Genomic DNA, 26,458 nt, shown 5'->3' with positions numbered 1-26,458 from the left:
CTGATCTCCCCGATCGCTATGGAAGAAGGTCTGCGTTTCGCAATCCGTGAAGGCGGCCGTACCGTCGGCGCGGGCGTCGTAGCCAAGATCCTGGGCTAAGGCGAAAAGAATCCAGCCAAGACTAGCGCCCATCGCTGATGGGTGCTAGAATTACGGATTCACTGTAAAGTTTTACGTAGGGGCGTAGCTCAATTGGCAGAGCGTCGGTCTCCAAAACCGAAGGTTGGGGGTTCGATGCCCTCCGCCCCTGCCACCGAATCTGGTGCAGGGCACCGAAAGTAAAAGTTAAATGTCTAATCAATCCGTGCAAACCGTTAGCACGACGAGCGATAAGCTCAAAGTCGTGTTGGCAGTTGTGGCGTTGATTGCAGGCGTGGTCGGATTCTTCATCCTGACCGGTAAACCAACCCCTGTGCGGGCAGCCGCGCTTGTGGTTGGTTTGCTCATTTCCGCCGGCATCGCGTATACCTCTGCTACTGGTCGTGATTTCCTGAATTTTGCGAAAGAATCCGTTCGCGAGACCAAAAAGGTAGTTTGGCCGACCCACAAAGAAGCCCGTCAGATCACTCTGATCGTCTTCGCTTTTGTGCTGGTCATGGCGATCTTCCTGTGGGGCACGGATAAGATCCTCGAATTTGTGTTGTACGACCTCATCCTGGGTTGGAAGAAATAATGAGCGAAATTGTACAAGACGAGCCGGGTCAGCCTGAGCAGTCGCCTGTGTCGACCCCGGTCAGCAACAAGCGCTGGTACGTCGTGCACGCCTACTCCGGTATGGAGAAGAGCGTTCAGCGCGCCCTGACGGAGCGCGTCGAGCGCGCCGGTATGCAAGAACAGTTCGGCCAGATCCTGGTGCCGACCGAAGAAGTCGTTGAAGTTCGTAACGGTCAGAAGTCCGTTACCGAGCGCCGCTTCTTCCCGGGCTACGTTCTGGTGGAAATGGAAATGACCGACGAGACCTGGCACTTGGTGAAAAACACCAGCAAAGTGACCGGCTTCATCGGCGGCAAGTCGAACAAGCCAACTCCGATCCCTGCGCGTGAGATCGACAAGATCATGCAGCAAATGCAGGAAGGCGTGGAAAAGCCGCGTCCAAAAGTGCTGTACGAAGTGGGCGAACAAGTCCGCATCAAGGATGGTCCGTTCACCGACTTCAACGGCAACGTCGAGGAAGTCAACTACGAGAAATCCAAGGTGCGTGTATCTGTCACCATCTTCGGCCGCGCAACGCCTGTCGAACTCGAGTTCGGCCAGGTTGAAAAAGTTTAACGCCTGCCAGCGCGTCTAAGCTGGCAAAACCAAGAGGAGCCCCGCCGCGTGCGGGGCGCTACTACTCAATCCAACGATAGGAAGTGCCCAAATGGCAAAGAAAATCATTGGCTTTATCAAGCTGCAAGTTCCAGCTGGTAAGGCAAATCCATCCCCTCCAATCGGTCCAGCACTGGGCCAGCGCGGTCTGAACATCATGGAATTCTGCAAAGCGTTCAACGCGCAGACCCAAGGTATGGAACCAGGCATGCCAATCCCAGTCGTGATCACTGCGTTCGCGGACAAGTCCTTCACCTTCGTGATGAAGACTCCTCCAGCAACCTTCCTGATCAAGAAGCACTCCGGCGTGCAAAAAGGTTCGCCTAAGCCACATACCGACAAGGTAGGCAAGCTGACCCGCGCACAAGCTGAAGAAATCGCTAAACTGAAGACCCCGGACCTGACCGCTGCTGACCTGGATGCTGCTGTTCGCACCATCGCTGGTTCCGCACGTTCGATGGGCATCACCGTAGAGGGCATCTAATCATGGCAAAACTGTCCAAGCGCGCTCAAGCCATCAAGGCTAAAGTTGACCGTACCAAAGTGTACGCTTTCGACAACGCTGTTGCTCTGATCAAAGAACTGGCTACCGCCAAGTTCAACGAATCGATCGACGTGTCCGTTCAACTGGGCGTGGACCCTAAGAAGTCCGACCAGGTTGTACGTGGTTCCGTGGTTCTGCCAGCTGGCACCGGTAAGACTGTTCGCGTTGCTGTGTTCGCAACCGGCGACAAGGCTGAGCAAGCTAAAGCTGCCGGCGCTGACGTTGTTGGTATGGAAGACCTGGCTGAGCGCGTCAAAGCCGGCGACATGCCTTTCGACATCGTGATCGCTTCCCCAGACACCATGCGTATCGTTGGTACCCTGGGCCAGATCCTGGGCCCACGTGGCCTGATGCCTAACCCGAAAGTTGGCACCGTTACCCCTGACGTCGCTACTGCGGTTAAAAACGCGAAAGCCGGCCAGGTTCAGTACCGTACCGACAAGGCTGGTATCATTCACGCCACCATCGGCCGTAAATCGTTCGCTGACGCAGATCTGAAGAGCAACCTGGTTGCCCTGATCGACGCACTGAACAAGGCTAAGCCAGCATCGTCGAAAGGCGTTTACCTGCGCAAAGTATCCCTGTCGTCCACCATGGGCGCTGGCGTACGCGTAGACCACGCTGGCCTGTAAGAACTTTTCGGTGTCAGGTGCTGACACGCGCAGCGTGTTGGCCCCTGATACCGCTGTATTAAATTAAGTCCTATCCGGAAGGGTAGGCGGATCTTTGGGTGGGCGGCGGTGCAAGCTGTCGCCAGACCTTCAAAGACCGTTGGGCTCGGAGCATCAGGTAGGCTCTGGGTTAATAGCGAAGGCTCCCAGCGCAGATGGTGATCCCGAACAAGTTTATGTAGTCCCTTTGACTCCTAAACCTCGGACGCCGTTGTTCGAACCGATGCGAAGCGTAAGCCAAGCATTATTTAAGGAGATAGACCGTGGGTCTCAATCTGAATGACAAAAAGGCCGTCGTAGCCGAAGTTTCCGCAAAAGTAGCAACTGCGCAAACTATCGCTGTGGCCGAGTACCGTGGCATCCAGGTTGGTCACTTGACTAAACTCCGTGCCAATGCGCGTGCGCAAGGCGTGTACATCCGTGTTCTGAAGAACACCCTGGCACGTCGTGCAGTAGAAGGCACGCAATTCGCCGCTCTGGCCGATTCCATGACCGGTCCGCTGATCTACTCGATCTCGGATGATGCTGTTGCTGCAGCGAAAGTCCTCGCCGACTTCGCTAAAACCAACGACAAACTGGTCCTGAAGGCTGGTAACTATGCAGGTAAGCAGCTCGACGTAGCTGGCGTTACCGCACTGGCGAGCATTCCTTCCCGTGAAGTCCTCATTTCGCAGCTGTTGGGCGTTATGCTGGCTCCGGTGTCGGGCTTTGCACGTGGCCTGGCTGCTCTGGCAGCCAAAAAAGAAACCGAAGCCGCTTAATCGCTGGCTTAGTTTCTTAGTCAATACCAATTCTGTAGTACTACAAACAAATTAGGAGTTTCAAATGGCAATTTCCAAAGACGACATCCTGAACGCAGTATCCGAAATGTCCGTAATGGACCTGAACGAACTGGTTAAGGCATTCGAAGAAAAATTCGGCGTGTCCGCAGCTGCAATGGCAGCTCCTGCTGCTGCTGGCGGCGGCGCTGCTGCTGCTGCTGAAGAGCAGACCGAATTCAACCTGGTTCTGTCCGAAGTCGGCGCTAACAAAGTTGGCGTGATTAAGGCTGTTCGCGAAATCACCGGTCTGGGCCTGAAAGAAGCCAAAGACCTGGTTGACGGCGCACCGAAGACCGTGAAAGAAGCCCTGTCGAAAGCTGACGCTGAAGCCGCTAAGAAGAAGCTGGAAGAAGCTGGCGCCAAGGCCGATCTGAAGTAATTGAACCAAGGCGGGTGACTGCCTTAGTTTAGGAAGCCAATGCGGCGGATCTCACCCGGAAGGGTGGGTCCGCCCTTGGCTCCTTTGTCGTCTGTGAAGTAGTTGTTGTTGTTTTATAGTGAATTGAGTCTTGCGAAGCGCGCCCGCAACGCTGAATTCTCTACCTTTTCCTGTCTCACACGGAGTGTCCATGCACTACTCATTTACTGAGAAGAAACGCATTCGCAAGTCCTTTGCGAAACGCGCCAACGTCCACAACGTTCCGTTCTTGCTGGCTACCCAGCTCGAGTCTTACGAGAACTTCTTGCAAGAGCACACTCCTGTTGCAACACGCAAGAACGAAGGCCTGCAATCGGCTTTCACGTCGATCTTCCCAATCGTTTCCCACAACGGCTTCGCCCGTCTGGAATTCCTGTCCTACGTCCTGGGTGACCCGGCGTTCGACGTCAAGGAGTGCCAACTGCGCGGCCTGACCTTCGCTTCCCCGCTGCGCGCCAAAGTGCGCCTGGTGATCCTGGACAAGGAATCGCCAACCAAGCCGGTCGTGAAGGAAATGAAGGAACAGGAAGTCTACATGGGCGAACTGCCCCTGATGACGACCACCGGTTCCTTCGTGATCAATGGTACCGAGCGTGTCATCGTCTCGCAGCTGCACCGTTCGCCAGGCGTGTTCTTCGAGCACGACCGCGGCAAGACCCACTCGTCCGGCAAGCTGCTGTTCTCGGCACGTATCATTCCTTACCGCGGTTCCTGGCTGGACTTCGAGTTCGATCCGAAAGACATCCTGTACTTCCGCGTCGACCGCCGCCGTAAGATGCCTGTATCGATCCTGCTGAAGGCGATCGGCATGACCCCGGAACAGATCCTGGCGAACTTCTTTGTCTTCGACAATTTCAACCTGCGTTCGGAAGGCGCAGAGATGGAGTTCGTGTCCGAACGCCTGCGCGGCGAAGTCGCGCGCTTCGACATCGTTGACCCGAAGTCGGGCAAGACCATCGTCACCAAAGACAAGCGTATCAACGCCAAGCACGTGCGCGAAATCGAAGCAGCCGGCATCCAGCACATCTCCGTGCCGGAAGACTACCTGCTGGGCCGCGTACTGGCCAAGAACATCGTTGACCAGGAAACCGGCGAAGTGGTGGCCTTGGCGAATGACGAGCTGACCGAGGAAACCCTGGGCAAGCTGCGCGACGCCAACATCAACACCATCCAGACCCTGTACACCAACGATCTGGACCAGGGCGGCTACATCTCCCAGACCCTGCGTATCGACGACACCGCCGACCAGACCGCTGCCCGCGTAGCGATCTACCGCATGATGCGTCCTGGCGAACCGCCAACCGAAGAGTCGGTGGAAGCCCTGTTCAACGGCCTGTTCTACAGCCCTGACCGTTACGACCTGTCGGCCGTGGGCCGCATGAAGTTCAACCGCCGCATCAGCCGCGATGAACTGACCGGCGCCATGACCCTGTCGAACGAAGATGTGCTGGCCGTGATCAAGATCCTGGTTGAGCTGCGCAATGGCCGCGGCGAAGTCGACGATATCGATCACCTGGGTAACCGCCGCGTACGTTGCGTGGGCGAACTGGCCGAGAACCAGTTCCGCGCCGGCCTGGTGCGCGTTGAACGCGCCGTCAAGGAGCGCCTGGGCCAAGCCGAAGCCGACAACCTGATGCCGCACGACCTGATCAACTCCAAGCCGATCTCGGCTGCTATCCGTGAGTTCTTCGGTTCGTCCCAGCTGTCGCAGTTCATGGACCAGACCAACCCGTTGTCGGAAATCACCCACAAGCGCCGTGTATCCGCGCTGGGCCCTGGCGGTCTGACCCGCGAACGCGCAGGCTTCGAAGTGCGAGACGTTCACCCGACCCACTACGGCCGCGTGTGCCCGATCGAAACGCCTGAAGGCCCGAACATTGGTCTGATCAACTCGCTGGCACTGTACGCCCGCCTGAACGAATACGGCTTCCTGGAAACCCCATACCGCAAGGTTGAAGGCTCCAAGGTCACCGACAAGATCGACTACCTGTCCGCCATCGAAGAAGGCCGCTACATCATTGCCCAGGCAAACGCCAAGATCAACGATGCAGGCCAGCTGGTGGACGAACTGGTGTCGTCGCGTGAAGCCGGCGAAACCATCCTGGTATCCCCGGAGCGCGTGCAGTACATGGACGTTGCTCCAGGCCAGATCGTTTCCGTTGCAGCATCGCTGATTCCATTCCTGGAGCACGATGACGCGAACCGTGCACTGATGGGCGCCAACATGCAGCGTCAGGCCGTACCTTGCCTGCGTCCTGAAAAGGCGCTGGTCGGTACCGGTATCGAACGTACCGTGGCGGTCGACTCCGGCACCACCGTGCAGGCACTGCGCGGCGGCGTGGTGGACTACATCGACGCGGGCCGCGTCGTGATCCGCGTGAACGATGAAGAAGCACAGGCTGGTGAAGTCGGTGTGGACATCTACAACCTGATCAAGTACACCCGTTCCAACCAGAACACCAACATCAACCAGCGTCCTATCGTCAAAGTGGGCGACCGTGTTGCCAAAGGCGACGTGATCGCCGACGGCGCATCGACCGACCTGGGCGAACTGGCACTGGGCCAGAACATGACCGTGGCCTTCATGCCATGGAATGGCCTGAACTTCGAAGACTCGATCCTGATCTCGGAAAACGTCGTTAAAGACGACCGTTACACCTCGATCCACATCGAAGAACTGTCCGTTGTCGCCCGTGACACCAAGCTGGGCGCGGAAGAAATCACCCGCGATATTTCGAACCTGGCTGAGAACCAACTGGCTCGCCTGGACGAATCCGGCATCGTGTACATCGGCGCTGAAGTGCAAGCCGGCGACGTGCTGGTCGGTAAGGTGACCCCGAAAGGCGAAACCCAGCTGACCCCGGAAGAGAAGCTGCTGCGCGCGATCTTCGGCGAAAAAGCATCCGACGTGAAAGACACCTCGCTGCGCGTTCCATCCGGCATGGTTGGTACCGTCATCGACGTGCAAGTCTTCACCCGCGAAGGCATCCCACGCGACAAGCGCGCCCAGCAGATCATCGACGATGAACTGAAGCGCTACCGCCTGGACCTGAACGACCAGATGCGTATCGTGGAAGGCGATGCCTTCCAGCGTCTGGAAAAGATGATGATCGGCCAAGTTGTCAACGGCGGCCCTAAGAAGCTGGCCAAAGGCGCCAAGATCACCAAGGACTACCTGGACGACCTGGACAAGTTCCACTGGTTCGACATCCGTCCTGCCGACGAAGACATGGCCAAGGCCCTGGAAGCCATCAAGGAATCCATCGCCGAGAAGCGTCACCAGTTCGACCTGGCCTTCGAAGAGAAGCGCAAGAAGCTGACCCAGGGCGACGAACTGCAGCCTGGCGTGCAGAAGATGGTCAAGGTTTACCTGGCCGTTAAACGCCGCCTGCAGTCCGGCGACAAGATGGCGGGCCGCCACGGTAACAAGGGTGTTGTCTCCCGTATCGTGCCGGTGGAAGACATGCCATACATGGCTGACGGTACCCCGGCAGACGTGGTGCTGAACCCACTGGGCGTTCCGTCCCGTATGAACGTGGGCCAGATCCTGGAAACCCACTTGGGTTGGGCAGCGAAGGGCCTGGGCATCCGTATCGGCGAAATGCTGCAAGCGCAGATCAAAGTCGAAGAGATGCGCAAGTACCTGACCACCGTGTACAACGAGTCCGGCGCCAAGGAAGACATCGCTTCCCTGTCCGACGACGAGATCATGAAGCTGGCATTCAACCTGAAGAAGGGTGTGCCGTTCGCGACTCCGGTGTTCGACGGCGCGCACGAATCGGAAATCCGCCGCATGCTGGACCTGGCGTATCCGGACGATATCGCCAAGCACCTGGGCATGACCCCGTCCAAGAACCAGGTCACCATGTACGACGGCCGCACCGGCGAAGCGTTCGAGCGCAAAGTCACCGTGGGCGTGATGCACATGCTGAAGCTGCACCACTTGGTCGACGACAAGATGCACGCTCGTTCCACCGGTCCTTACTCCCTGGTGACGCAGCAGCCTCTGGGTGGTAAAGCCCAGTTCGGCGGCCAGCGCTTCGGTGAGATGGAGGTGTGGGCACTGGAAGCGTACGGCGCGTCCTACGTGCTGCAAGAAATGCTGACCGTGAAGTCCGACGACGTGAACGGCCGTACCAAAGTGTACGAAAACCTCGTCAAGGGCGACCACGTGATCGACGCCGGCATGCCGGAATCGTTCAACGTGCTGGTGAAAGAGATCCGTTCCCTGGGTATCGATATCGACCTGGAACGCAACTAAAACCGGCAAAGCGGTGTCTGACCCACAGGGTCAGACACCAGGCGCCCCGCGGCTGCCGCGTATCGGGTGTCAGACCCTGAGGGTCTGACACCGGTTTACCGGTTTAAGTAAGTAAAGAATTCATCACTATCTGGAGTGATACATGAAAGCCCTGCTCGATTTATTCAAGCAAGTACAGCAAAACGAGTCGTTCGACGCGATCAAGATCGGTCTGGCCTCTCCTGAGAAAATCCGTTCGTGGTCCTATGGCGAAGTTAAAAAGCCAGAAACCATCAACTACCGTACCTTCAAGCCAGAGCGCGATGGCCTGTTCTGCGCCAAGATCTTTGGCCCGATCAAGGACTACGAATGCCTGTGCGGCAAGTACAAGCGCCTGAAGCACCGCGGTGTCATCTGCGAAAAGTGCGGCGTTGAAGTGACCCTGGCCAAAGTGCGCCGTGAGCGCATGGGCCACATCGAACTGGCATCGCCGGTTGCGCACATCTGGTTCCTGAAATCGCTGCCGTCGCGTCTGGGTATGGTCCTGGACATGACCCTGCGCGATATCGAACGCGTCCTGTACTTCGAAGCATACGTTGTGACCGATCCAGGCATGACCCCGCTGAAGAAGTGCCAGATCATGTCGGAAGACGACTACGCCGCCAAGTACGAAGAGTACGGCGACGACTTCACCGCCTTCATGGGCGCTGAAGGTATCCGCGAACTGCTGCGCTCGATCGACATCCACCGCGATGCCGAAGCCCTGCGCGTGGAACTGAAGGAATCGAAGTCCGAAGCGAAGATCAAGAAGTACGCCAAGCGCCTGAAAGTGCTGGAAGCATTCCAGCGTTCCGGCATCAAGCCGGACTGGATGATCATGGAAGTGCTGCCGGTGCTGCCGCCGGAACTGCGCCCACTGGTCCCGCTGGATGGCGGCCGCTTCGCGACCTCCGACCTGAACGACCTGTATCGCCGCGTCATCAACCGTAACAACCGTCTGAAACGCCTGATGGAGCTGCGTGCTCCAGAGATCATCACGCGCAACGAAAAGCGCATGCTGCAAGAAGCGGTTGACTCGCTGCTGGACAACGGCCGTCGCGGCAAAGCGATGACCGGCGCCAACAAGCGTCCGCTGAAGTCGCTGGCTGAAATGATCAAAGGTAAGGGCGGCCGCTTCCGTCAGAACTTGCTGGGTAAGCGCGTCGACTACTCCGGCCGTTCCGTGATCGTGGTGGGTCCACAGCTGAAACTGCACCAGTGCGGTCTGCCAAAGCTGATGGCCCTGGAACTGTTCAAGCCATTCATCTTCAACAAGCTGGAACTGATGGGTCTCGCGACCACCATCAAGGCCGCCAAGAAGCTGGTCGAAGTGCAAGAGCCAGTGGTGTGGGACATCCTGGAAGAAGTGATCCGCGAACATCCGATCATGCTGAACCGTGCACCAACCCTGCACCGTCTCGGTATCCAGGCTTTCGAGCCTGTGCTGATCGAAGGTAAAGCGATCCAACTGCACCCGCTCGTCTGCGCAGCATTCAATGCTGACTTCGACGGTGACCAGATGGCAGTCCACGTTCCACTGTCGATCGAAGCACAGATGGAAGCCCGCACCCTGATGCTGGCTTCGAACAACATCCTGTTCCCATCGAACGGCGAACCATCGATCGTTCCTTCCCAGGATATCGTGCTGGGTCTGTACTACGCGACCCGCGAAGCAGTCAACGCCAAGGGCGAAGGCATGATGTTCCCGGACGTGTCCGAAGTCATCCGTGCTTACGACAACAAGGAAGTCGAACTGGCCACCCGCATCACCGTACGTATCGTTGAGAATCCAAAAGATCCAGCGACCGGCGAGTTCGTGCGTACCCTGACCCGTTACGAAACCACCGTTGGCCGTGCCATCCTGTCCGAGATCCTGCCGAAGGGCCTGCCATTCAGCGTACTGAACCGTTCGCTGAAGAAGAAAGAGATCTCCAAGCTGATCAACACCTCCTTCCGCAAGTGCGGCCTGCGCGCTACCGTGGTGTTTGCTGACCAGCTGATGCAGTCTGGCTTCCGCCTGGCAACCCGTGCCGGTATCTCCATCTGCGTGGACGATATGCTGGTACCGGACGTCAAAGCGACCATGATCGCCACCGCCGAAGCGGAAGTGAAGCAGATCGAGCAGCAGTACGCTTCCGGTCTGGTCACCGCCGGCGAACGTTACAACAAGGTCGTCGACATCTGGGGCAAGACCTCCGATGAAGTCGGCAAGGCGATGATGGATCAGCTGAAAGTCGAAGACGTGATCCGTCGCGACGGCTCCAAGTCGACCCAGGAATCGTTCAACGCGATTTACATGATGGCCGACTCCGGTGCGCGTGGTTCCGCAGCACAGATTCGCCAGCTGGCCGGTATGCGTGGTCTGATGGCTAAGCCAGACGGCTCGATTATCGAAACCCCGATTACCGCGAACTTCCGCGAAGGCCTGAACGTTCTGCAGTACTTCATCTCGACCCACGGCGCTCGTAAAGGTCTGGCCGACACCGCGCTGAAGACCGCGAACTCCGGTTACCTGACCCGTCGTCTGGTCGACGTGACCCAGGATCTGGTGGTGATCGAAGACGATTGCGGCACTTCCAACGGCACCCTGATGAAGGCGATGGTCGAAGGTGGTGAAGTGATCGAAGCCCTGCGCGACCGTATCCTCGGCCGCGTGGCAGGCACCGACATCGTCAACCCAGAGACCCAGGCTACCGTGTACGAAGCCGGCACCCTGCTGGACGAAGACATGGTGGAAGACATCGAACGCATGGGCGTGGACGAAGTCAAAGTCCGTACCCCGCTGACTTGCGACACCCGCTTCGGCCTGTGCGCCAAGTGCTACGGCCGCGACCTGGGCCGCGGCATGCTGGTCAACTCCGGCGAAGCAGTCGGTGTTGTGGCAGCACAGTCGATCGGTGAACCTGGTACCCAGTTGACCATGCGTACCTTCCACATCGGTGGTGCGGCATCGCGTGCAGCTGTGGCATCCTCGGTTGAAGCCAAGTCGAACGGCACCGTGCGCTTCACCGCCACGATGCGTTACGTCACCAACGGCAAGGGCGCACAGATCGTCATTTCCCGTTCCGGTGAAGTGCTGATTACCGACGACCACGGCCGTGAGCGCGAGCGTCACAAGGTGCCGTACGGCGCGACCCTGATCGTTAAGGATGGCATGGTCATCAAGGCCGGCGCTCCTCTGGCAACCTGGGATCCGCTGACCCGTCCGATCATTACCGAGTACGCCGGTACCGTGCGCTTCGAGAACGTCGAAGAAGGCGTGACCGTAGCTCGTCAGGTCGACGACGTGACCGGCCTGGCAACCCTGGTGGTGATCGACGCCAAGCGTCGCGGTTCCCCAGGCAAGGCCCTGCGTCCACAGGTGAAACTGCTGAACGAAGACGGCGCTGAAGTGAAGATCGCCGGCACCGAACACGCAGTAGCGATCGGCTTCCAGGTCGGCGCACTGATCATGGTGAAAGACGGCCAGCAAGTGTCCGTGGGTGAGGTTCTGGCGCGTATCCCGACCGAATCGCAGAAGACCCGTGACATTACCGGTGGTCTGCCACGCGTGGCTGAACTGTTCGAAGCACGTTCGCCGAAAGACGCGGGCATGCTGGCGGAAGTCACCGGTACCGTGGCCTTCGGTAAGGAAACCAAGGGCAAGCAGCGTCTGGAAATCACCGACATGGACGGCAACAAGCACGAGTTCCTGATTACCAAGGACAAGCAAGTGCTGGTGCACGACGGCCAGGTGGTGAACAAGGGCGAGATGATCGTGGACGGCCCGGCCGATCCGCAAGACATCCTGCGCCTGCTGGGTATCGAAGCGCTGGCACGCTACATCGTTGACGAAGTGCAGGACGTGTACCGACTGCAGGGCGTGAAGATCAACGACAAGCACATCGAGGTGATCGTTCGCCAGATGCTGCGCCGCGTGCAGATCACCAACGCCGGCGACACCGACTACATCGTCGGCGAGCAGGTGGAGCGTTCCGAGCTGCTGGAAGAAAACGACAAGGTCAACGCCTTGAACAAGATTCCAGCAACCTACGAAAACGTCCTGCTGGGTATTACCAAGGCATCGCTGTCGACCGACTCCTTCATCTCGGCGGCATCGTTCCAGGAAACCACCCGCGTGCTGACCGAAGCAGCGATCATGGGCAAGCGCGACGGTCTGCGCGGCCTGAAGGAAAACGTCATCGTTGGCCGTCTGATCCCAGGCGGTACCGGCCTGGCCTTCCACCGCGCCCGCAAAGAGAAGGAAGTGTGGGAAGCCGAAGAGCGCAAAGCGCTGCTGGAAGCAGAACGCGCCGCCATCGTGGCCGAACTGCCAGCGGACGAACCGCACCACAGCGACGAAGCGTAATCCGCTTCAACGCCAGCAAAAACGCCACCCACGGGTGGCGTTTTTTTATGGCCGAGCCCGTGTCAACCGTGGGGTCAGGCTCTTTGGTTGACACGAGCTCGTCAGTTAATCTTGGCCTTGATCAGTACCGGTAGATGATCGGATGGGAAGCGGCCGTGGAAAGAATCGGTCAGTGTTGCGTAGTCCAATACCTTCACTTGCGGGCTGACGAAGATGTAGTCGATACGCTCTTTCAGCGGGCTATCGATTTTGAATCCGTTGAATGTACCAACCGGGCCATAGGCTGGCTTTGCGCTGATATCGAATGCATCGGCCAGTTGCGACTTCATTGTGCCGACCTGTTCAGTCTCCGGCACGGAATTGAAATCGCCGGCCACGATCACCGGCTCGGAGCCGGCAATTTCCTTGACCTTTCGCAGCATCAGCTTGGCCGATTCGCGCCGCGCCAGCTCGCCCTCGTGGTCGAAGTGAACCGAGAAGAAGTAGAACTTGCGGCCAGTCTGGCGGTCCTGCAGTTGCGCCCAGGATGCGATACGGTGGCAGCAAGTGGCATCCCATCCCAGCGAGGGGCGATCAGGCGTCTGGCTCAGCCAAAAATCGGCATGACGCAGCAAGGTGAAGCGCTGGCGCTTGTAGAAGATGGCAGAGTGTTCACCGGCATGCTTGCCATCATCGCGGCCGACGCCGACGTGCGCGTATTCCTGCATGCCGTCCAGGTCGGCGATCTGGTCCGGCAACCCTTCCTGCGTCGCGAACACATCAAAATCGTGATAGCGCACCAGGCTCTTGACCAGCTCCTTGCGCTGCGGCCAGGCGTTGAGGCCGTCGCTCGCGGTGTTCATGCGCAGGTTATAGGTGGCGATATTCAGCGTGGCATCCTGCTGCGCAAAAGCTGAGGGGGCGAGAACTGCCAGGAAAGTCAGTTGCAGTAAACGGCGGCGGGTCGTCATCATGCTCCAAGAAGGAAAGTCGGGCCCACCAGTATATGCGACGGAAAATTTGAGGCCACACCGTGGCCTCAAATTATGTCCCCCAAGTGGCCAATTATTTTGCGGGCTCGATGCTCTGCTGATAGCGGAAGCGGTTCTCCGGGTCCCACTGCGATTTCACTTGTTGCAGCTTGTCGTAGTTCTCACCGAAGTAGCCGTGCTGCCAGTCCTTGTATTCGGCATTCACATAGTTCTGGTAGTAGCGGTTGGACCATAGGCCTTTCATCTCCGGCGACTCGTAGTAGTCCTTCAGCCAGCGGAAGGCCTCGGCTTTTTCGCTGTCCTGCATCCAGAACGAATCGGTGAAGATGTCGAAGTAGGCGTTGCGGTGCACGAAAGCTGTTTCGTGCGGCGCCACTTTGTTTATCGCGCCGCCGTAGGGTTCCATCGATACGATGTTGTAGGGATTGGGGCTGGTCTTGAAGTAATCGACCATCTTCTGGAATTCCTGCTCGCTCAGCGCGCGTTCGATATAAGCGCAGCGTTTGGTTTCCTTGATCGTGTCCGGAATGATGCCTTCGACATTATCGAGCAAGTGTTCGTTGGCCGCGGCGTACGGGATCTGGCGCTGCCACAGCGGACCGGCGGGGAAGCTTGGGGTGCCGATATCGAGCAGCGGTTGCATGGCCGCTTGCGCTGCCTCCTTGCTGGCGCCCGAGTAAATGCCGCGGATACAGAAGTAGGGGCGGTTGATGGTGCAGCTCTCGCCGCCTGGCGCCTTGCCTGGCACCTCTTCGACGGCGAGGAAACCGAGCAGGCCGAGGTCGAGATCCTGCAGCGTCTTGGTCATCTTGTCCTGCCAGGTCTTCAGCACTTTGGCCGCGTCATCGATAGGCCAGTTGACCTGGATGGGCCAGACGTCTTTCAGCTTTTGCAGCTGGTACTTCATGCCGACCACGATGCCGAAGTTGCCGCCAGTGCCGCCCTGGTGCGCCCACAGTAGCTCGGGATTGGACTTCGCATTCGCGGTCACGATTTCGCCGGTCGCCGTCACCATGCGCACCTCGATCAGGCTGTCGCAGGCGATACCCCAGCGCATGCTGGTGTAGCCGTAGCCGCCGCCCATCGTGTAGCCGGCCATGCCGACCGAGTTGCAGCTGCCGCCGGGATTGTGCAGGCCGTAGGCATTCAATTCCTGGTTGTACTCGCCCCAGGTGACGCCCGCGCCGACCGTGGACGTCATGCCCGCCTCGTCGACGAAGATGCCCTTGATTTGGGAGACGTCGATCAGCACGCGGCCATCCTGTACGGAATAGCCCTCGGTGCTGTGACCGCCAGCGCGCATGCAGACAGCGAGATTCTGGTCGTTGCAGAACTTGATGCTCTCGACCACGTCCGCGCTGCCGGTGCAGTAGACGATCATCAGCGGGTAGCGGTTGAAGGCGTTATCGCTGTCCATGCGCCCGCTGGAATAGGGCGGATCAAATGGCGTGACAACCTGCCCATTCAACTTCTTCGTCAAGGCCTGGAAGGCGGCAGGGCTGATGCCGTGTTCCTCAAGATAGGCGGTGAGTGGCGGTGTATAAGTCTTCGCGCCGAGAAGCGGACGGTTGGGATTGCCGGCAAGAGCGAGTTTGCGCAGCGGGTGGAATGCTGTTTTCTTCATGGTTCTGCCTTTCTTGTTGGTAGGTGGTCAGACGGTGAAAACAGGTCAGCCCGGTAACGCTACAGCATTAGGCCCGCCGCAAAAGGCGTGCTTTGTCACGAAGGGAAATGTTCTTGAGAAATGTCCACCTTGGGGTCAGGAACCAAGGTGGACATTTTGTGAGGGCTACTTCTTGGAATCGTCGAGCATGTCGAATTTGCCGTCGGAGCTCATGAAGAAGGTGCATTCGGCGCCGGCGGCGCAGCCGCTGACGTGTTTTTTGCCGGCGGCTTGCATCAGGTAGGAGCCCGGGCCGAGCTTGGTTTCCATGCCGCCGTCGGTTTTATGCGTGAAGGTGCCAGAGATGATCACGATCTTCAGTGCGTGCGTATGGTGGTGCAGGGCATTGATCTGGCCGGCGTCGAATTTCACCATCACGCCGTAGGGGCCGCCTTTCATCCAGTCGCCCCAAAGCTTGGCGACCTTCGTGCCGGCAACGGGGCCGGCCTCCCATTTGACGTTGTCGGCTGGCCAGACGACATCGTCCTTGGCCATGTCTTTCGCCAGCGCGCCGGCGCACAGCAGGGTGGAAACCGCGAATACCGCAAATGCCTTGGTCTTCATGATGGCGCTCCTTGTTGGAGGTGGTGGGGAAGCGGGAATCCAGGCTTAAGTTATAGCCCATCCGCACCATTTCACAAGGGCATGCCGAGGGCCTCGCGCTGTTTTGCTTTCGATAGCGACGACAGGGCTTTATCGTAGGACCACTGCACCAGTTCTACCAGGTAATCGGCCGGGAAGCGCCGCACATCGACGATGGTGACCCAGTGGTAGCGCCCCATATAGCGGGCAGGCTTCACACTGGGCATGCCTGTCAGTTCGAGGAAGCGGTCCGGTGTCGTGCGGAAGCTGAAGCGCCATTGCTCAGGCTCACTGGTCTTGAAGTAGGCGAAAGTTTTTCCGCCCACCTTATAGCTCAGCACGTTTACCGGCGACGCGTGCAGCAGGCTTTCGGCGCCGGGCAATCCGCCACAGTGCACTTTCAATTGGGAGGTGTTCATGCGGGAAATGATAACGTTGTTGACCTCCCTCTGCATTTCCGGCTAGACTTGAAGATAACGTTATCATATTGGCGAGGCAGGCTATGCGGTTTGCGGTGTTTGCAGTGGCGTTAATCATGGCCGGCTGGCGCGCCGATGCGCTGGCGGCGGCGAAGACTTTGCATATCGACTGCTCCTCGACCGCCGACAAGGTGGATGGCAGCTTGCGCCGGCCCTTGAATCGCCTGGAGCAGCTGAACGCATTGCAGCTGCAGCCCGGAACGCAAGTGCTGTTCAAGCGAGGCATGACTTGCCACGGCAGCTTCAAGCCGCAAGCCGGCAGCTCAGGCAAGCCGGGCGCGCCTATCGTGGTGGATGCTTATGGCGAGCGCAGCTTAGGCCGTCCTGTCATCGCTGCAGGCTGTCGTGCCGCGCAATCCGATCCCGACCAATACCAGACCGAAGCCCGTAAGACCGCCAGCGGCATCAGCCCTTACCACTCGCTGTGCACCGCCGACGATGGCGTGGTGCGCCAGGCAGCACTGCATCTGCAGAACGTCGAGCATTGGGAGATCAATAGCCTTGAGCTGAGCAATGACGGCCTGGCGGAAGCGGGCCGTGTTGGCTTGCTGGTGCAGCTGGAAGATTTCGGCGTTGGTCACCATTACCGCATTAACGATGTCTACGTGCACCACGTGCGCGGCTACCTGAACGATGTGCCGGGCCGCGAGCTGGCATACAAGGAGACCGGCGGCATACTATTCACTGTGACGCGTACGCAGGAGCGCGCGGGCAGCAAGCAGAAAAAGACCAGCTTCGATGATGTGCTGATCGAAAACAGCGAGGTCTATCAGGTGGATGGCATTGGCGTGTCCAATCGCTCGGCGTGGATGTGCCGCCAGCGTGGCGCACCTTGCGGCGACTTCGCTCCTTACAAAGGCAACGCCGAATACCTGAAGGCCGCCGGCACGCAAGCTTCCAGCGATTTCTTTCCTTCGACCCGCTTCGTGATCCGCAACAATAAGATCCACAATATCGGCGGCGATGGCGTGGTCGTGCGCACCGCGGTGGCGCCCAGGGTGGAAGCGAACCTGCTGTACGACATCTGGATGCGCGCTCCCGGCAACAGTGCGGGAGCTTGGGCCATCAATACTGACGACGCCCTGTTCCAGTACAACGAGGTGTACGGCGTCCGCCATCGTGAAGAAATCGAACCTGGCGACGGCATGGCATTCGATGCCGACATGGGTACGCGCAACACGCGCTTCCATGCGAACTATAGCCACGACAATGCCGGCGGCATGATGTTGTTCTGCGCTTGCGGCCGTGATGGCTTGGGCAATCGCGCCACGGCGGAAGGTGTTCTGGTGGAATCGAACCTGAGCATCAACGACGGGCGCCGCGCGATCATGATGGCGGGTGTCGACACGGCACTGGTAATCGATAACCTGATCGTCGCGCATGAGGCCACGCCGCTGATCGAGAATGGAGACTTCAAGAGTCCGAATGCCGTCGAGTTGCATGGCAACCAGTTCATCAACACCAGCAATAAAGGCGTGCTGTACCGTACCAAGAATAAGGAAGGCAGTTACGCCGCCATGGTGTGGGGCGAGAACAGCTTCCACGGCTATCCAACCAGTGTGTCGGCTGAGGGCAAGGCGGACGCACTGGTAGAGCGCTGGTTCGCCACCACCAAATTCCGCGAGAACAGTTACAAGAACTAGGACTACGGCCGAGCCCGTGTCAACCAAAGAGCCTGACCCCGAGGTTGACACGGGCTCAGGCGTAGGGCTGGAGGAACAGCTTAGTTCAGCGGCTTGCCATCGGCGTCGAGGCGCACGATCTCGCCCCAGTTCAATTCACGGATGCCTGGTTCGATCTTCTTGACGTCGCCGATCACCACCCAGACTACTTCCTCCGGTTTGATGTATTTCGGCGCGGCTGCGGCCAGTTGCTGCTCGCCCAGCTTGCCGATATTGCCGGCATAGTTGGACCAGTAATCCTGCGGCAGGTTCTGGTTGACCGACATCAGGGCAGCGTTCTCCAGCGAGTTCAGGGTTTCGAAGCGGCCAGCCATGCGCGAAGTCATATTGCGCATGATGCTCTGGTACTCCTCGCCTGCGATCGGACGGGCGCCGGCGATGTCCTTGATCTCTTTCGCCAGTTCCAGCATGGACTCCTTGGTCTTGTTGGTTTGCACCGGTGCGTTGATCGAGAACGCGCGCTGGCCGCGCACATTATTGAGGCCACCGTACACGCCGTAGCTCCAGTGCTTGTCCAGGCGCAGGTTGCGGTTCAGGCGCGAAGTGGCCATGCCGCCGAAGTTCTGCATCACCGGCTCCATCGCCAGGTCTTCCGGCTGGCCCTGCGTTTGCGACAGGTGGGTGGCGATGATGACGGACTGCGGCGCATCCGGCTTGTCGATCAGGTAGACACGCTTGTTCGACAGGCTGGCCGCCGGCGTGGCCTGTTTGGCCGGAGCGCTGCCGCCGCTCCATTTGCCGAAGGTCGCCTCCAGCATAGGCTTCAGCTTCTCCATCGTGGTGTCGCCGCTGACCACCAGGGTGGCGCTGCCCGGCTTGAACCAGTCGGCATGCCATTGCACCAGGTCGGCGCGGGTCAGGCCATCCACCGTTTTCTCATAGCCGCTGGCAGGACGGCCGTAAGCGCTGTCGCTGCCGTAAGCGGCGAAGGCGCCGGTGCGTTGCGCGAGAGAGAACGGGTTGGATTTCTCCTGTCCGAGCTGCGCCAGGCGGCGCTGCTTCTGGAGCTTGACCTGGTCTTCAGGGAAGGTAGGCGTCAGGGCGGCTTCGGCCATCAGGTCCAGCGAAGCTTTCAGGTTCGGCGCGGTGGCGTTCAGGCGCACCACGGACTGGTCGGCGGTGGTATTGGTCAGCAGGTTGGCGCCTTGCGATTCCAGGGCGTCGGACAGCTGGAAGGTGTCGTGCAGCTTGGTGCCTTTGTTCAGGCTATCTAGCGCCATCATCGCCAGCCCGGCCTTGGCCGGGGTGTCCGAAGCGGCGCCGGCGTCGACCGCCAGCGCGACGTTGACGATCGGTGCGCTATGGCGCTCCATCAGGATCACTTTCAGCCCGTTGGACAGCGTGGCGCGCTGCATGGACGGGAAGCCGACTTCCGGCGCGGTGTTCAGGCTTGGCAGCACCTTGCGGTCGATCTGGGTAGCGCCCGCAGCCAGCTTGGCGACCGGCGACACAACCATGGTGTAGTGGTTTGCGCGCAGCCATTTGTCGGCGCTGGCCTTGACGTCGGCCGGTTGGGCATCGGCCTGGGTTTTCATGCTATGCAGATAGGCGTCAGGCGCTCCGCCGAAAGTCATGGACTCGGCCAGCACGTCGCTGCGGCCGCCAAAGCCGCCCAGGCGTTCGATCTTGCGCGAGAAGGCGGCGAACCTGCCAGTCTTTACGCGCGCCAGTTCGGCGGCGGTAGGGCCCTTGTCCAGGAGCTCTTTCAGCACCGCGTCCATTTCGCGCTCCGCCTCGGCCGGATCGACGCCCTGCTTGACGGATACCATGATCAGGAAGGTGCCGGCGATTTCACTGGCATCCGCGCCCGCGCTGACGCCGGTCGCCATGCCTTTTTCGAACACCAGGCGCTTGTTCAGGCGCGCGCTGTTGGAGCCCGCAAGCACAGCGGCAAACAGCTCCAGGCGGTCGGCATCGGCCTCGCCCCAGCCCGGAATGTGGTAGCTGCGGAAGATGCGTACCTGCGGCACCTGGTCTTGCATGGTGTCGCGGATGGTGCGGTCAAGGCTGGGCACCCAATTGTCGGTGCGGATCAGGGCCGGGCCGGCCGGAATGCCATCGAAGTATTTTTTCACCAGCTCCAGCGCGCGTTCCGGCGTAATGTCGCCGGCCAGCGAGATCACCGCGTTGTTCGGGCCGTAGTAAGTGCGGTACCACTCCTTCACGTCTTCCAGCGAAGCGGCGTTCAGGTCGTCCATGGAGCCGATCACCGGCCAGGAATATGGGTGGGAGAAAGGATACATGCGCTGCACTTGTTCGTCCCATACGCGGCCGTAAGGCTGGTTCTCGCCTTGGCGCTTCTCGTTCTGCACCACGCCGCGTTCACGCTCCAGCATTTCCTTGGAAATGTAATTGGCCAGGAAGCCCATGCGGTCCGCTTCCAGGTACAACGTACGCTCCAGTGCCGAGACCGGCACATCCTCGAAGAAGTTGGTGCGGTCGTTGTTGGTGGTGCCGTTACGGTTGGAGGCGCCCAGGTCGTCCATCGCTTCACGGAAGCCGTGCGGATAGTTTTCCGAACCATTGAAGAAGAAGTGTTCAAACAGGTGGGCAAAGCCGGTCTTGCCGCGCTTCTCGTTGCGCGAGCCGACGTGGTACCACATGTTCACGCCCACCAGCGGCACGCTATGGTCGGTGTGCACGATCAGCGTCAGGCCGTTCTGCAGCACGAATTTCTTGTAGGGGATGGTGTAGGGTTTGAGGTCGAAAGCCGCGGCGCTTGCTGCTGGTTTGGCTGCCGGCGCGGCATAAGAAGGCATGGTGGCTGCAACGGTGATAGCCGCGGCGACGGCCAGGCGCAGGATATTGCTCATGGAGGTCCTTATTGGTTGAAGGGTAAAGGCTTCGGCCGTAAGGATGCATGCTTTTTTACTAATTGGCTAGGGACAGCGTGAGGGCCATGCTAATATTTGGCTCATGATCGCTTCGGCCCTGTTTACACCGGCCCAGCAAAAGCTGTTGGGCTTACTGTTCGTGCGCGTGAATGAGGGATTCCACCTCAATGAAATCATGCGTCTGACGGGGCTGGGCAGCGCATCCGCGCAGCGCGAGCTCAAGCGTCTGCACGAGTCCGGGCTCATCATCTCCGAACGCATCGGCAATGTGCGCCAGTTCCGCCCCAATAAAGACAACCTCGTATACGCCGAACTGGCCAGCCTGGTGAAGAAAACTTTCGGCCTGGTCAGCGTGCTCAATTCCGCGCTGGCGCCGATGCGCAAGCAGCTCAGCGTGGCATTCGTGTATGGCAGCACGCTCAAGCAGGCCGAGGATGTCAGTGTGCCGGTCGAACTGCTGCTGATCGGAGAGAACACGACATATGGCGAGTTGCTGAGCCGGCTGCCGGTGGCCGAGCGACTCCTGCGCCGCAAGATCAATCCCAACCTGTATTCGGTCGACGACTTCCAGCGGCGCATGCGTGAAGAGCAGCCATTCATCCTCAAGATGCTGTCCGAACGCAAGGTGTTCGTGCTGGGCGACGATACCGACCTCGATCACATCATCAAGCAAGTGCACCCGGAGGATGAACATGGAGACGCGTTTCCAGACATTTAAGGAGTTCTACCCCTTCTACCTGAAGGAGCATTCCAACAGCACCTGCCGCCGCCTGCATTTCGTCGGCTCCTGCATCGTGCTGCTGCTGGTGGCGACGGCCATGGTCACCGGCGAGCTGGCGCTGCTCTGGCTACTGCCCGTGGTTGGTTATGGTTTCGCCTGGGCCGGCCACTTCTTCTTCGAGCACAACCGCCCGGCCACGTTCAAATATCCCCTGTTCAGCCTAATGGGCGATTGGGTAATGTTCCGCGACATGCTGACGGGACGCGTGGCGTGGTGAGGCCAGGGTGCGTGGCAGGCTGATTGCCATCCGCGTGTAGCGGCCCGCCTCCGATTCGCAACCGATTTCGCCGCCGAAGGCCGTCACCACACGCTTGCAGAAGGCCAGGCCCATGCCGGTGCCGCCGCCGCTGCAGTGTGTGGTGTAGAACGGCTCGAAGACGTGGGGCAGCACGTCGGGCGCGATGCCCTGGCCGTTGTCCGTTACCACCAGCCAGTTAAGTTCGCCTCGCGAAAAGCATTCCACTTCCACCGCGCCGGCACCTTTGAGTTTCACCGCTTGCAGTGCATTCTTCAGCAGGTTGTACAGCACGAACATCAAGAGAACGTCCGAACCGTGGAAACTGAATTCGTTGCGAATGGCCACCCCCACCTGCGAGCGCTCGGCGCCTGAGAAGGGATAGCACGCCATCGCTTCGTCCACGCACACGCTGACCGAATGCACGGCGAAGCTTTCGCGCTTCATCACGCCATCACGCGCCGAAGCGAGCAGCATGTCGACGATGAAGTTGGAGCGCGATACTTCAGCATCGATGCTGCGGGCGATCTCGCCCAGGTGTTCCAGCTGGCGCGCACCCAGGGCGCCCTGGTGCTCCGGCCGGTAGCCCGCGATCAGCTCCGGCAGGCTGCGCGCCAGGATGCGGGTCTGGCTGCGGATGCTGGCCAGCGGCGTGCGCATCTCATGCGCGATGGTGGCGGCGGCAGCCATCGGATCGGCCAGCAGGTTATGCCGCACCATGGCTTGCGCGATCAGTCCCAGCGAAGCCACGATGAAGGCCACGCCCGGCGGATACATTTCCACCCCGTAGTTGCACAGGTAATCGCTGGCGGCGCCGAAGTAGATCAGGATGCTGACCAGCACATAGCGCAGCCGCGTGCGCTCGGTCGACACGGCGCGCTGCTGGCGGCGGTACAGCAGCCACACGGCGCGGCCAATCACCAGCACGGTCTGCGCCAGGTGCAGCGGATGCAGCAAGCCAGCCTTGGGATAGGCGCCGTAGAAGTAATGCTGCAGGCCGGCCAGCATCAAGTCGGTGGTTGGCAGCAGAATGCCCAGGCCGCAGGCGAACAGGTAGCTGATGTAGAGGCCGGGCTTTTCGTCGCGGCTGCCGGTCAGCTCGATGATGAAGTGGTAGAGCGTGGTGGGCAGGAACAGGATGGGCAGGTAGCCAAGGCGCGCCAGGACCATGGCGGTGTCCTGGTCGCCGGTCAGGAACAGCAGCGCCCACGTGGCCTGCCAGAAGAAGGTCGTGGCGCACACTGCGAAAAAGGTCAGGCCGACCCGGTTCGGGCCGCGCGAGCGCAACACATACAGCCCATATCCAATAAACAGGGCTGAGACCAATGCCGGTATTAGCGCATACATTGTGTTTCCTCAGCTGATGAACAGATTGTTAACAGCTTATTGTCAAGAAATTGGACAAGTATTGAGGAATATCAAGAGTTCAGCGCGCAGATAAGAAAAAGTAAGGGCTGGCACTAAGCCGTTTTACTTTTATGGAGAAATAGTCCTATGTACGTGCACGTCCCAGCCCCTGACGCCTCTGCAGCAGCCGAAATGACTTTCCATCATAAAATCGCGATTTTCCTCAAGGATTCAAACGCTTACGGCAATACCTATTTCGCGCGGTATTTCGAATGGCAAGGCATTTGCAGGGAAAAATGGTTTTATGACTGCATTTCCCGCGACATGCTGCAGGCAGAGGGAGTATTTATCACCAAACACGCCGAGAATGATTATTTGCAAGAGACTTTCCCATTCCAGGAAGTCTCTTGCGAAGTAAATACCTACGACGTGAGGAAATGTTCGTTCTGGCTGGAATTCCGATTTCATGCCGATGGCCATCCCGTCTCGGTAGGTCGCCAGCAAATTGTTTTCGCCGACCACGCCAAGCAGATCAAAGCGCTACCCGAGCTCGTCCTCAAGCGCATCAAGCGCTACGCCCTGAAAAAGTAATACAGCCCAGCCCGTGTCACACCTTGGGGTCACACCCTAACTGTGACACGAGCACAAGCGTGGTAGCTGGCTGAGTCCGTGTCACACTTGGGGTGTGACCCCAAGGTGTGACACGGGCGCGGCTGTTAGCGGGTGGCGGCGATCCAGGCGTCGACTTTGGATTCGAGCAGGGCGAGCGGGACCGTGCCGTCGCCGAGGACGATGGCGTGGAATTTGGCCAGCGTGAATTTGCTGCCCAGCGCTTTTTCGGCTTTCGCGCGCAGTTCCTGGATTTTCAAGGCGCCAGTTTTGTAAGCCAGCGCTTGCGCCGGCCATGCCATGTAGCGCTCGGTCTGGTTGCGCGCCACGCTTTCATCGCCCAGGGTTTCGGTCATGTATTTGATCGATTGCTCGCGGCTCCAGCCTTTGGCGTGCATGCCGGTGTCGACTACGAGGCGTACGGCGCGCAACATCTCGTCGTTAAGGTGGCCGAAGTATTGGGCTGGATCGTCGAACAGGCCCATTTCTTTGCCCAGGGTTTCTGCATACAGCGCCCAGCCTTCGGTGAAGGCGGTGTTGCCGCCGAACTTGCGGAACTTCGGCATGTCCAGTTCCTGCATCAGGGCGATGTGGAAGTGGTGGCCTGGTTTGCCTTCGTGCAGGAACAGGGTGTTCATGCCGGTGCTGCCGTACTTGGCCGGGTCGGTGACCACGGACCAGAACACGCCAGGGCGCGAGCCATCCAGCGCTGGTGCGGTGTAGTGGTCGGAAGCGGTGTCGCGGCTCAGTTCAGGCTCCAGGCGCAGGTCCAGCTTGGCCTTCGGGATCAGGGTGAACATCGATGGCAGTTTGGTGTCCAGCAGGTCGTTCAGCTTGCGGTACACGCCCAGCACTTCGTCTTCCGTTTTGAATGGGAAGAATTTCGGCTGTGTTGCGACCCAGCCCGGCAGGCCGGCAGCCGGGCCGTTATAGCCCAGCTTCGGTCCGAGCTTGGCATATTCGGACTGGATGCGCGCTACTTCGCGCAGGCCGGTCTGGTGGATTTCTTCCGCGCTCTTGCCGGTAGTGGTGGAATCGGCGATGCGCGCCTTGTACCAGGATGCGCCGTTCGGCAGCGCGCTCCAGCCGGTGCTGGTGCGGCAGGCCGGGATGTATTCCTTCTCGACGAAGGCGGACAGCTTGGACAGCGCTGGATTAAGTTTGTCGGCCACGGCGGTGCGGTAAGCGGAGGTCAGGCGCTGCTTGTCGGCCTCGCTGAAGCCGGCCGGGAATTTGCTCACCGGCGTAAAGTAGATATTCTTTTCAGGCGTGTCGCTGACCAGCTTCTGGAACTGCGGCAGCGCGGCTTCCATGATGGCTTTCGGTTGGGTGATGCCCTTGCCCATGCCTTCCTTCATATTGGCGATGGCCTGGTCGATCCACGCCGGCAGCTGGTTCAGGCGGCTCAGGTAAGCTTCGTATTCCTTGACCGTGGTCAGCGGCTGCGATGCGTCGCCGCCGGAGAAGTTGGCCAGCGTGACCGGCATGGCGCCCATCTGGTCGATCGGCAGCAGGTGCTCAGGGAATGGTTCGTAGGCCAGGTAGGTCTTCAGCTCATAGGTCATCACGTCGTAGCTGGTGCGGTCGCCGGTGTTCAGCTTCGCGCGCGGGACTGCTTGCAGGCGCTTGCCGAAAGAGCGGTACAGGTCGAACTGCTTGGCGCGCGTGGCGGGCCAGATGGCGGTGCCCAACTGGTCGTCGAAGCGGTTGTCGCCGTTCTGCGTGGCGCCGACCGGATCGTATTTGGCGATCGCATCGTAGTACTCGTCGGCCAGGGCCCAGAACTGCTTCTTCGCCGCTTCACTGCCCTTTGCGGGAGCTTTTGCAACCGCAGCAGTTTTGGCCGCGGCGGCATTGGCGTGGACAGGGGCATATGCCAGCAAAACAGCGGCAGCCAGCGCGCCGAGGGTGATACGAGTTTTCATTTGTCTTTGGTCCGGGGTAAATGAAGGAGCGACAAGCATAGCCGAGCAGGCCCGCTGCTACAATGTTGCGAGGCAGCTAACTATGAGGAAGGGGGGCAGCATGTCGTATCCGCACATCGTTCGAAAAGCCGCCGCGCTGGAGGCGGAGGGCACGTTCTCGCATCCATGGAATCCGAACTCGGAGATCACTGGTTCGCAGCTGTCGCGCATGGGTGGTCTGAAGCGCACCGGCGTCAGCATCGGCCGCCTGAAGCCGGGCAAGGAGTCGTTTGCCTATCACCTGCATCACAACGAAGAGGAATGGGTCTACATCCTCTCGGGGCGCGGCATCGCGCATATCGATGGCGAGGATTATGCTCTGGAGCCGGGCGATTTCGTGGGCTTCCCTACGCCGTCGAAAGCGCACCAGATGATCAACCGCGGCACGGAGGACCTGGTCTACCTGATGGGCGGCGAGAACCTTGAGTGCGAGGTGGCGGACTTCCCGGCGTTGGACCGGCGCATGGTACGCACGGGCGACAAGATCAAGGTGTATCAACTTTCGGAAGGAAAGGACTTCGGCCCCGTATGAAGAAACTTTTGCCATTGCTGGCGATTGCGCTGGCCGGCTGTTCCACCGTACCCGCGCCGCACGGCTGCGGGCAGGAGAAGTTCGATGCCTTCCTGCCGCGTTATATGAAGGACCGGTCGTTTGCGACCGAGCGCACCGTATTCCCGCTTGAATCGATCGATACGGTGGAAGAAAAGAAGACGCTGGCATCGCGCGAACAGTTCGCGAAGTCGACCATGCTGGCCGACCTGATCAAAACTGAAAAACTGTCAACCGGCCAATCCGTCACCCCGGCGGGCGTGGAGCTGAATGTGTTCCGTCCCGATTCCGACTCGCTGGTCTATTACTACCGCTTCCGCCAGCAGGAAGGCTGCTGGTTCCTGTGGCAGTTCGAGGACGCCTCGCTGTAAA

General features: G+C 59.4%; 22 protein-coding genes and 1 tRNA gene. 16 read left to right on the top strand and 7 right to left on the bottom strand.

The features are described from left to right. From AC1RTP_RS26670 to rpoC, 10 genes are all read left to right on the top strand, one after another. The coding region (locus AC1RTP_RS26670; protein WP_498610145.1) for an EF-Tu C-terminal domain-related protein at positions 1 to 99 on the top strand (99 nt) is incomplete at its 5' end. 78 nt (positions 100 to 177) lie between these two features. After that, positions 178 to 253: transfer RNA gene (locus tag AC1RTP_RS26665), tRNA-Trp, on the top strand. Positions 254 to 289: 36 nt separating this feature from the next. Then, positions 290 to 673 carry a preprotein translocase subunit SecE gene (secE, locus tag AC1RTP_RS26660; RefSeq protein WP_498611658.1) on the top strand — a complete coding sequence of 128 codons (384 nt, stop codon included), beginning with the start codon at positions 290 to 292 and terminating at the stop codon, positions 671 to 673. Then, positions 673 to 1,269, top strand: coding sequence for a transcription termination/antitermination protein NusG (nusG, locus tag AC1RTP_RS26655; protein ID WP_498611657.1), 597 nt, complete (start codon positions 673 to 675; stop codon positions 1,267 to 1,269). Before secE ends, nusG begins: the two co-directional genes overlap by 1 nt. A 91-nt stretch (positions 1,270 to 1,360) precedes the next feature. Next, a complete protein-coding gene (rplK, locus tag AC1RTP_RS26650) occupies positions 1,361 to 1,792 on the top strand; it encodes a 50S ribosomal protein L11 (RefSeq protein WP_498611656.1) in 432 nt (143 codons plus the stop codon). Between the two features lie 2 nt (positions 1,793 to 1,794). After that, positions 1,795 to 2,484 (top strand): 50S ribosomal protein L1, encoded by a 690-nt coding sequence (gene rplA / locus AC1RTP_RS26645; RefSeq protein ID WP_161027671.1) that lies wholly within the window; start codon positions 1,795 to 1,797, stop codon positions 2,482 to 2,484. 302 nt (positions 2,485 to 2,786) lie between these two features. Then, positions 2,787 to 3,284, top strand: a complete 498-nt coding sequence (gene rplJ / locus AC1RTP_RS26640; RefSeq protein ID WP_028103002.1) for a 50S ribosomal protein L10 — start codon at positions 2,787 to 2,789, stop codon at positions 3,282 to 3,284. A 64-nt stretch (positions 3,285 to 3,348) separates the two neighbouring features. Next, positions 3,349 to 3,723, top strand: coding sequence for a 50S ribosomal protein L7/L12 (rplL, locus tag AC1RTP_RS26635; protein ID WP_092281518.1), 375 nt, complete (start codon positions 3,349 to 3,351; stop codon positions 3,721 to 3,723). A gap of 190 nt (positions 3,724 to 3,913) precedes the next feature. Further along, positions 3,914 to 8,023, top strand: coding sequence for a DNA-directed RNA polymerase subunit beta (rpoB, locus tag AC1RTP_RS26630; RefSeq protein ID WP_498611655.1), 4,110 nt, complete (start codon positions 3,914 to 3,916; stop codon positions 8,021 to 8,023). Positions 8,024 to 8,165: 142 nt separating this feature from the next. Beyond that, positions 8,166 to 12,389, top strand: a complete 4,224-nt coding sequence (gene rpoC / locus AC1RTP_RS26625; protein WP_498611654.1) for a DNA-directed RNA polymerase subunit beta' — start codon at positions 8,166 to 8,168, stop codon at positions 12,387 to 12,389. A gap of 101 nt (positions 12,390 to 12,490) precedes the next feature. Here the strand turns inward: rpoC and AC1RTP_RS26620 are convergent, their stop codons facing one another. The 4 genes from AC1RTP_RS26620 to AC1RTP_RS26605 form a co-directional block, all read right to left on the bottom strand. Then, entirely contained in the window at positions 12,491 to 13,342 is an 852-nt protein-coding gene (locus AC1RTP_RS26620) for an endonuclease/exonuclease/phosphatase family protein (RefSeq protein ID WP_498611653.1), read from the bottom strand. A 91-nt stretch (positions 13,343 to 13,433) separates the two neighbouring features. After that, entirely contained in the window at positions 13,434 to 14,984 is a 1,551-nt protein-coding gene (locus AC1RTP_RS26615; RefSeq protein WP_498611652.1) for an FAD-binding oxidoreductase, read from the bottom strand. A gap of 165 nt (positions 14,985 to 15,149) precedes the next feature. Next, entirely contained in the window at positions 15,150 to 15,587 is a 438-nt protein-coding gene (locus tag AC1RTP_RS26610) for a DUF4437 domain-containing protein (RefSeq protein WP_498611651.1), read from the bottom strand. A gap of 71 nt (positions 15,588 to 15,658) precedes the next feature. Beyond that, positions 15,659 to 16,024 carry an MmcQ/YjbR family DNA-binding protein gene (locus AC1RTP_RS26605; protein ID WP_498611650.1) on the bottom strand — a complete coding sequence of 122 codons (366 nt, stop codon included), beginning with the start codon at positions 16,022 to 16,024 and terminating at the stop codon, positions 15,659 to 15,661. 116 nt (positions 16,025 to 16,140) lie between these two features. Between AC1RTP_RS26605 and AC1RTP_RS26600 the strand changes: the two genes are divergently transcribed. Then, a complete protein-coding gene (locus AC1RTP_RS26600; RefSeq protein ID WP_498611649.1) occupies positions 16,141 to 17,727 on the top strand; it encodes a right-handed parallel beta-helix repeat-containing protein in 1,587 nt (528 codons plus the stop codon). Between the two features lie 80 nt (positions 17,728 to 17,807). Here AC1RTP_RS26600 and AC1RTP_RS26595 read toward each other — a convergent pair whose 3' ends face one another. Beyond that, on the bottom strand, positions 17,808 to 20,579 hold the full coding sequence (locus AC1RTP_RS26595; protein ID WP_498611648.1) for a M16 family metallopeptidase: 2,772 nt from the start codon (positions 20,577 to 20,579) through the stop codon (positions 17,808 to 17,810). Positions 20,580 to 20,682: 103 nt separating this feature from the next. Here AC1RTP_RS26595 and AC1RTP_RS26590 point away from each other — a divergent pair, with 103 nt between their 5' ends. Continuing rightward, positions 20,683 to 21,318: an ArsR family transcriptional regulator gene (locus AC1RTP_RS26590; protein WP_498611647.1), complete on the top strand. Its 636-nt coding sequence runs from the start codon at positions 20,683 to 20,685 to the stop codon at positions 21,316 to 21,318. Beyond that, positions 21,293 to 21,598: an Mpo1-like protein gene (locus tag AC1RTP_RS26585; protein ID WP_498611646.1), complete on the top strand. Its 306-nt coding sequence runs from the start codon at positions 21,293 to 21,295 to the stop codon at positions 21,596 to 21,598. Before AC1RTP_RS26590 ends, AC1RTP_RS26585 begins: the two co-directional genes overlap by 26 nt. On the opposite strand, the gene AC1RTP_RS26580 is transcribed toward AC1RTP_RS26585, so the two are convergent. Further along, a complete protein-coding gene (locus tag AC1RTP_RS26580; RefSeq protein ID WP_498611645.1) occupies positions 21,542 to 22,963 on the bottom strand; it encodes a sensor histidine kinase in 1,422 nt (473 codons plus the stop codon). The genes AC1RTP_RS26585 and AC1RTP_RS26580 overlap by 57 nt on opposite strands. Positions 22,964 to 23,110: 147 nt before the next feature. Between AC1RTP_RS26580 and AC1RTP_RS26575 the strand changes: the two genes are divergently transcribed. Continuing rightward, entirely contained in the window at positions 23,111 to 23,554 is a 444-nt protein-coding gene (locus AC1RTP_RS26575; RefSeq protein ID WP_498611644.1) for an acyl-CoA thioesterase, read from the top strand. A 125-nt stretch (positions 23,555 to 23,679) separates the two neighbouring features. Here the strand turns inward: AC1RTP_RS26575 and AC1RTP_RS26570 are convergent, their stop codons facing one another. Then, positions 23,680 to 25,497: a DUF885 domain-containing protein gene (locus AC1RTP_RS26570; RefSeq protein ID WP_498611643.1), complete on the bottom strand. Its 1,818-nt coding sequence runs from the start codon at positions 25,495 to 25,497 to the stop codon at positions 23,680 to 23,682. A gap of 100 nt (positions 25,498 to 25,597) precedes the next feature. Here AC1RTP_RS26570 and AC1RTP_RS26565 point away from each other — a divergent pair, with 100 nt between their 5' ends. Beyond that, entirely contained in the window at positions 25,598 to 26,068 is a 471-nt protein-coding gene (locus AC1RTP_RS26565) for a cupin domain-containing protein (protein ID WP_498611642.1), read from the top strand. Next, entirely contained in the window at positions 26,065 to 26,457 is a 393-nt protein-coding gene (locus AC1RTP_RS26560; RefSeq protein WP_498611641.1) for a hypothetical protein, read from the top strand. Before AC1RTP_RS26565 ends, AC1RTP_RS26560 begins: the two co-directional genes overlap by 4 nt. Position 26,458 lies beyond the last annotated feature (1 nt).

The sequence above is a fragment of the Pseudoduganella sp. GW821-FHT11H04 genome (genome assembly GCF_058807935.1).
Note: the sequence above shows the minus strand (reverse complement) of the source record. Positions and strands in the feature narration are given on the sequence as shown.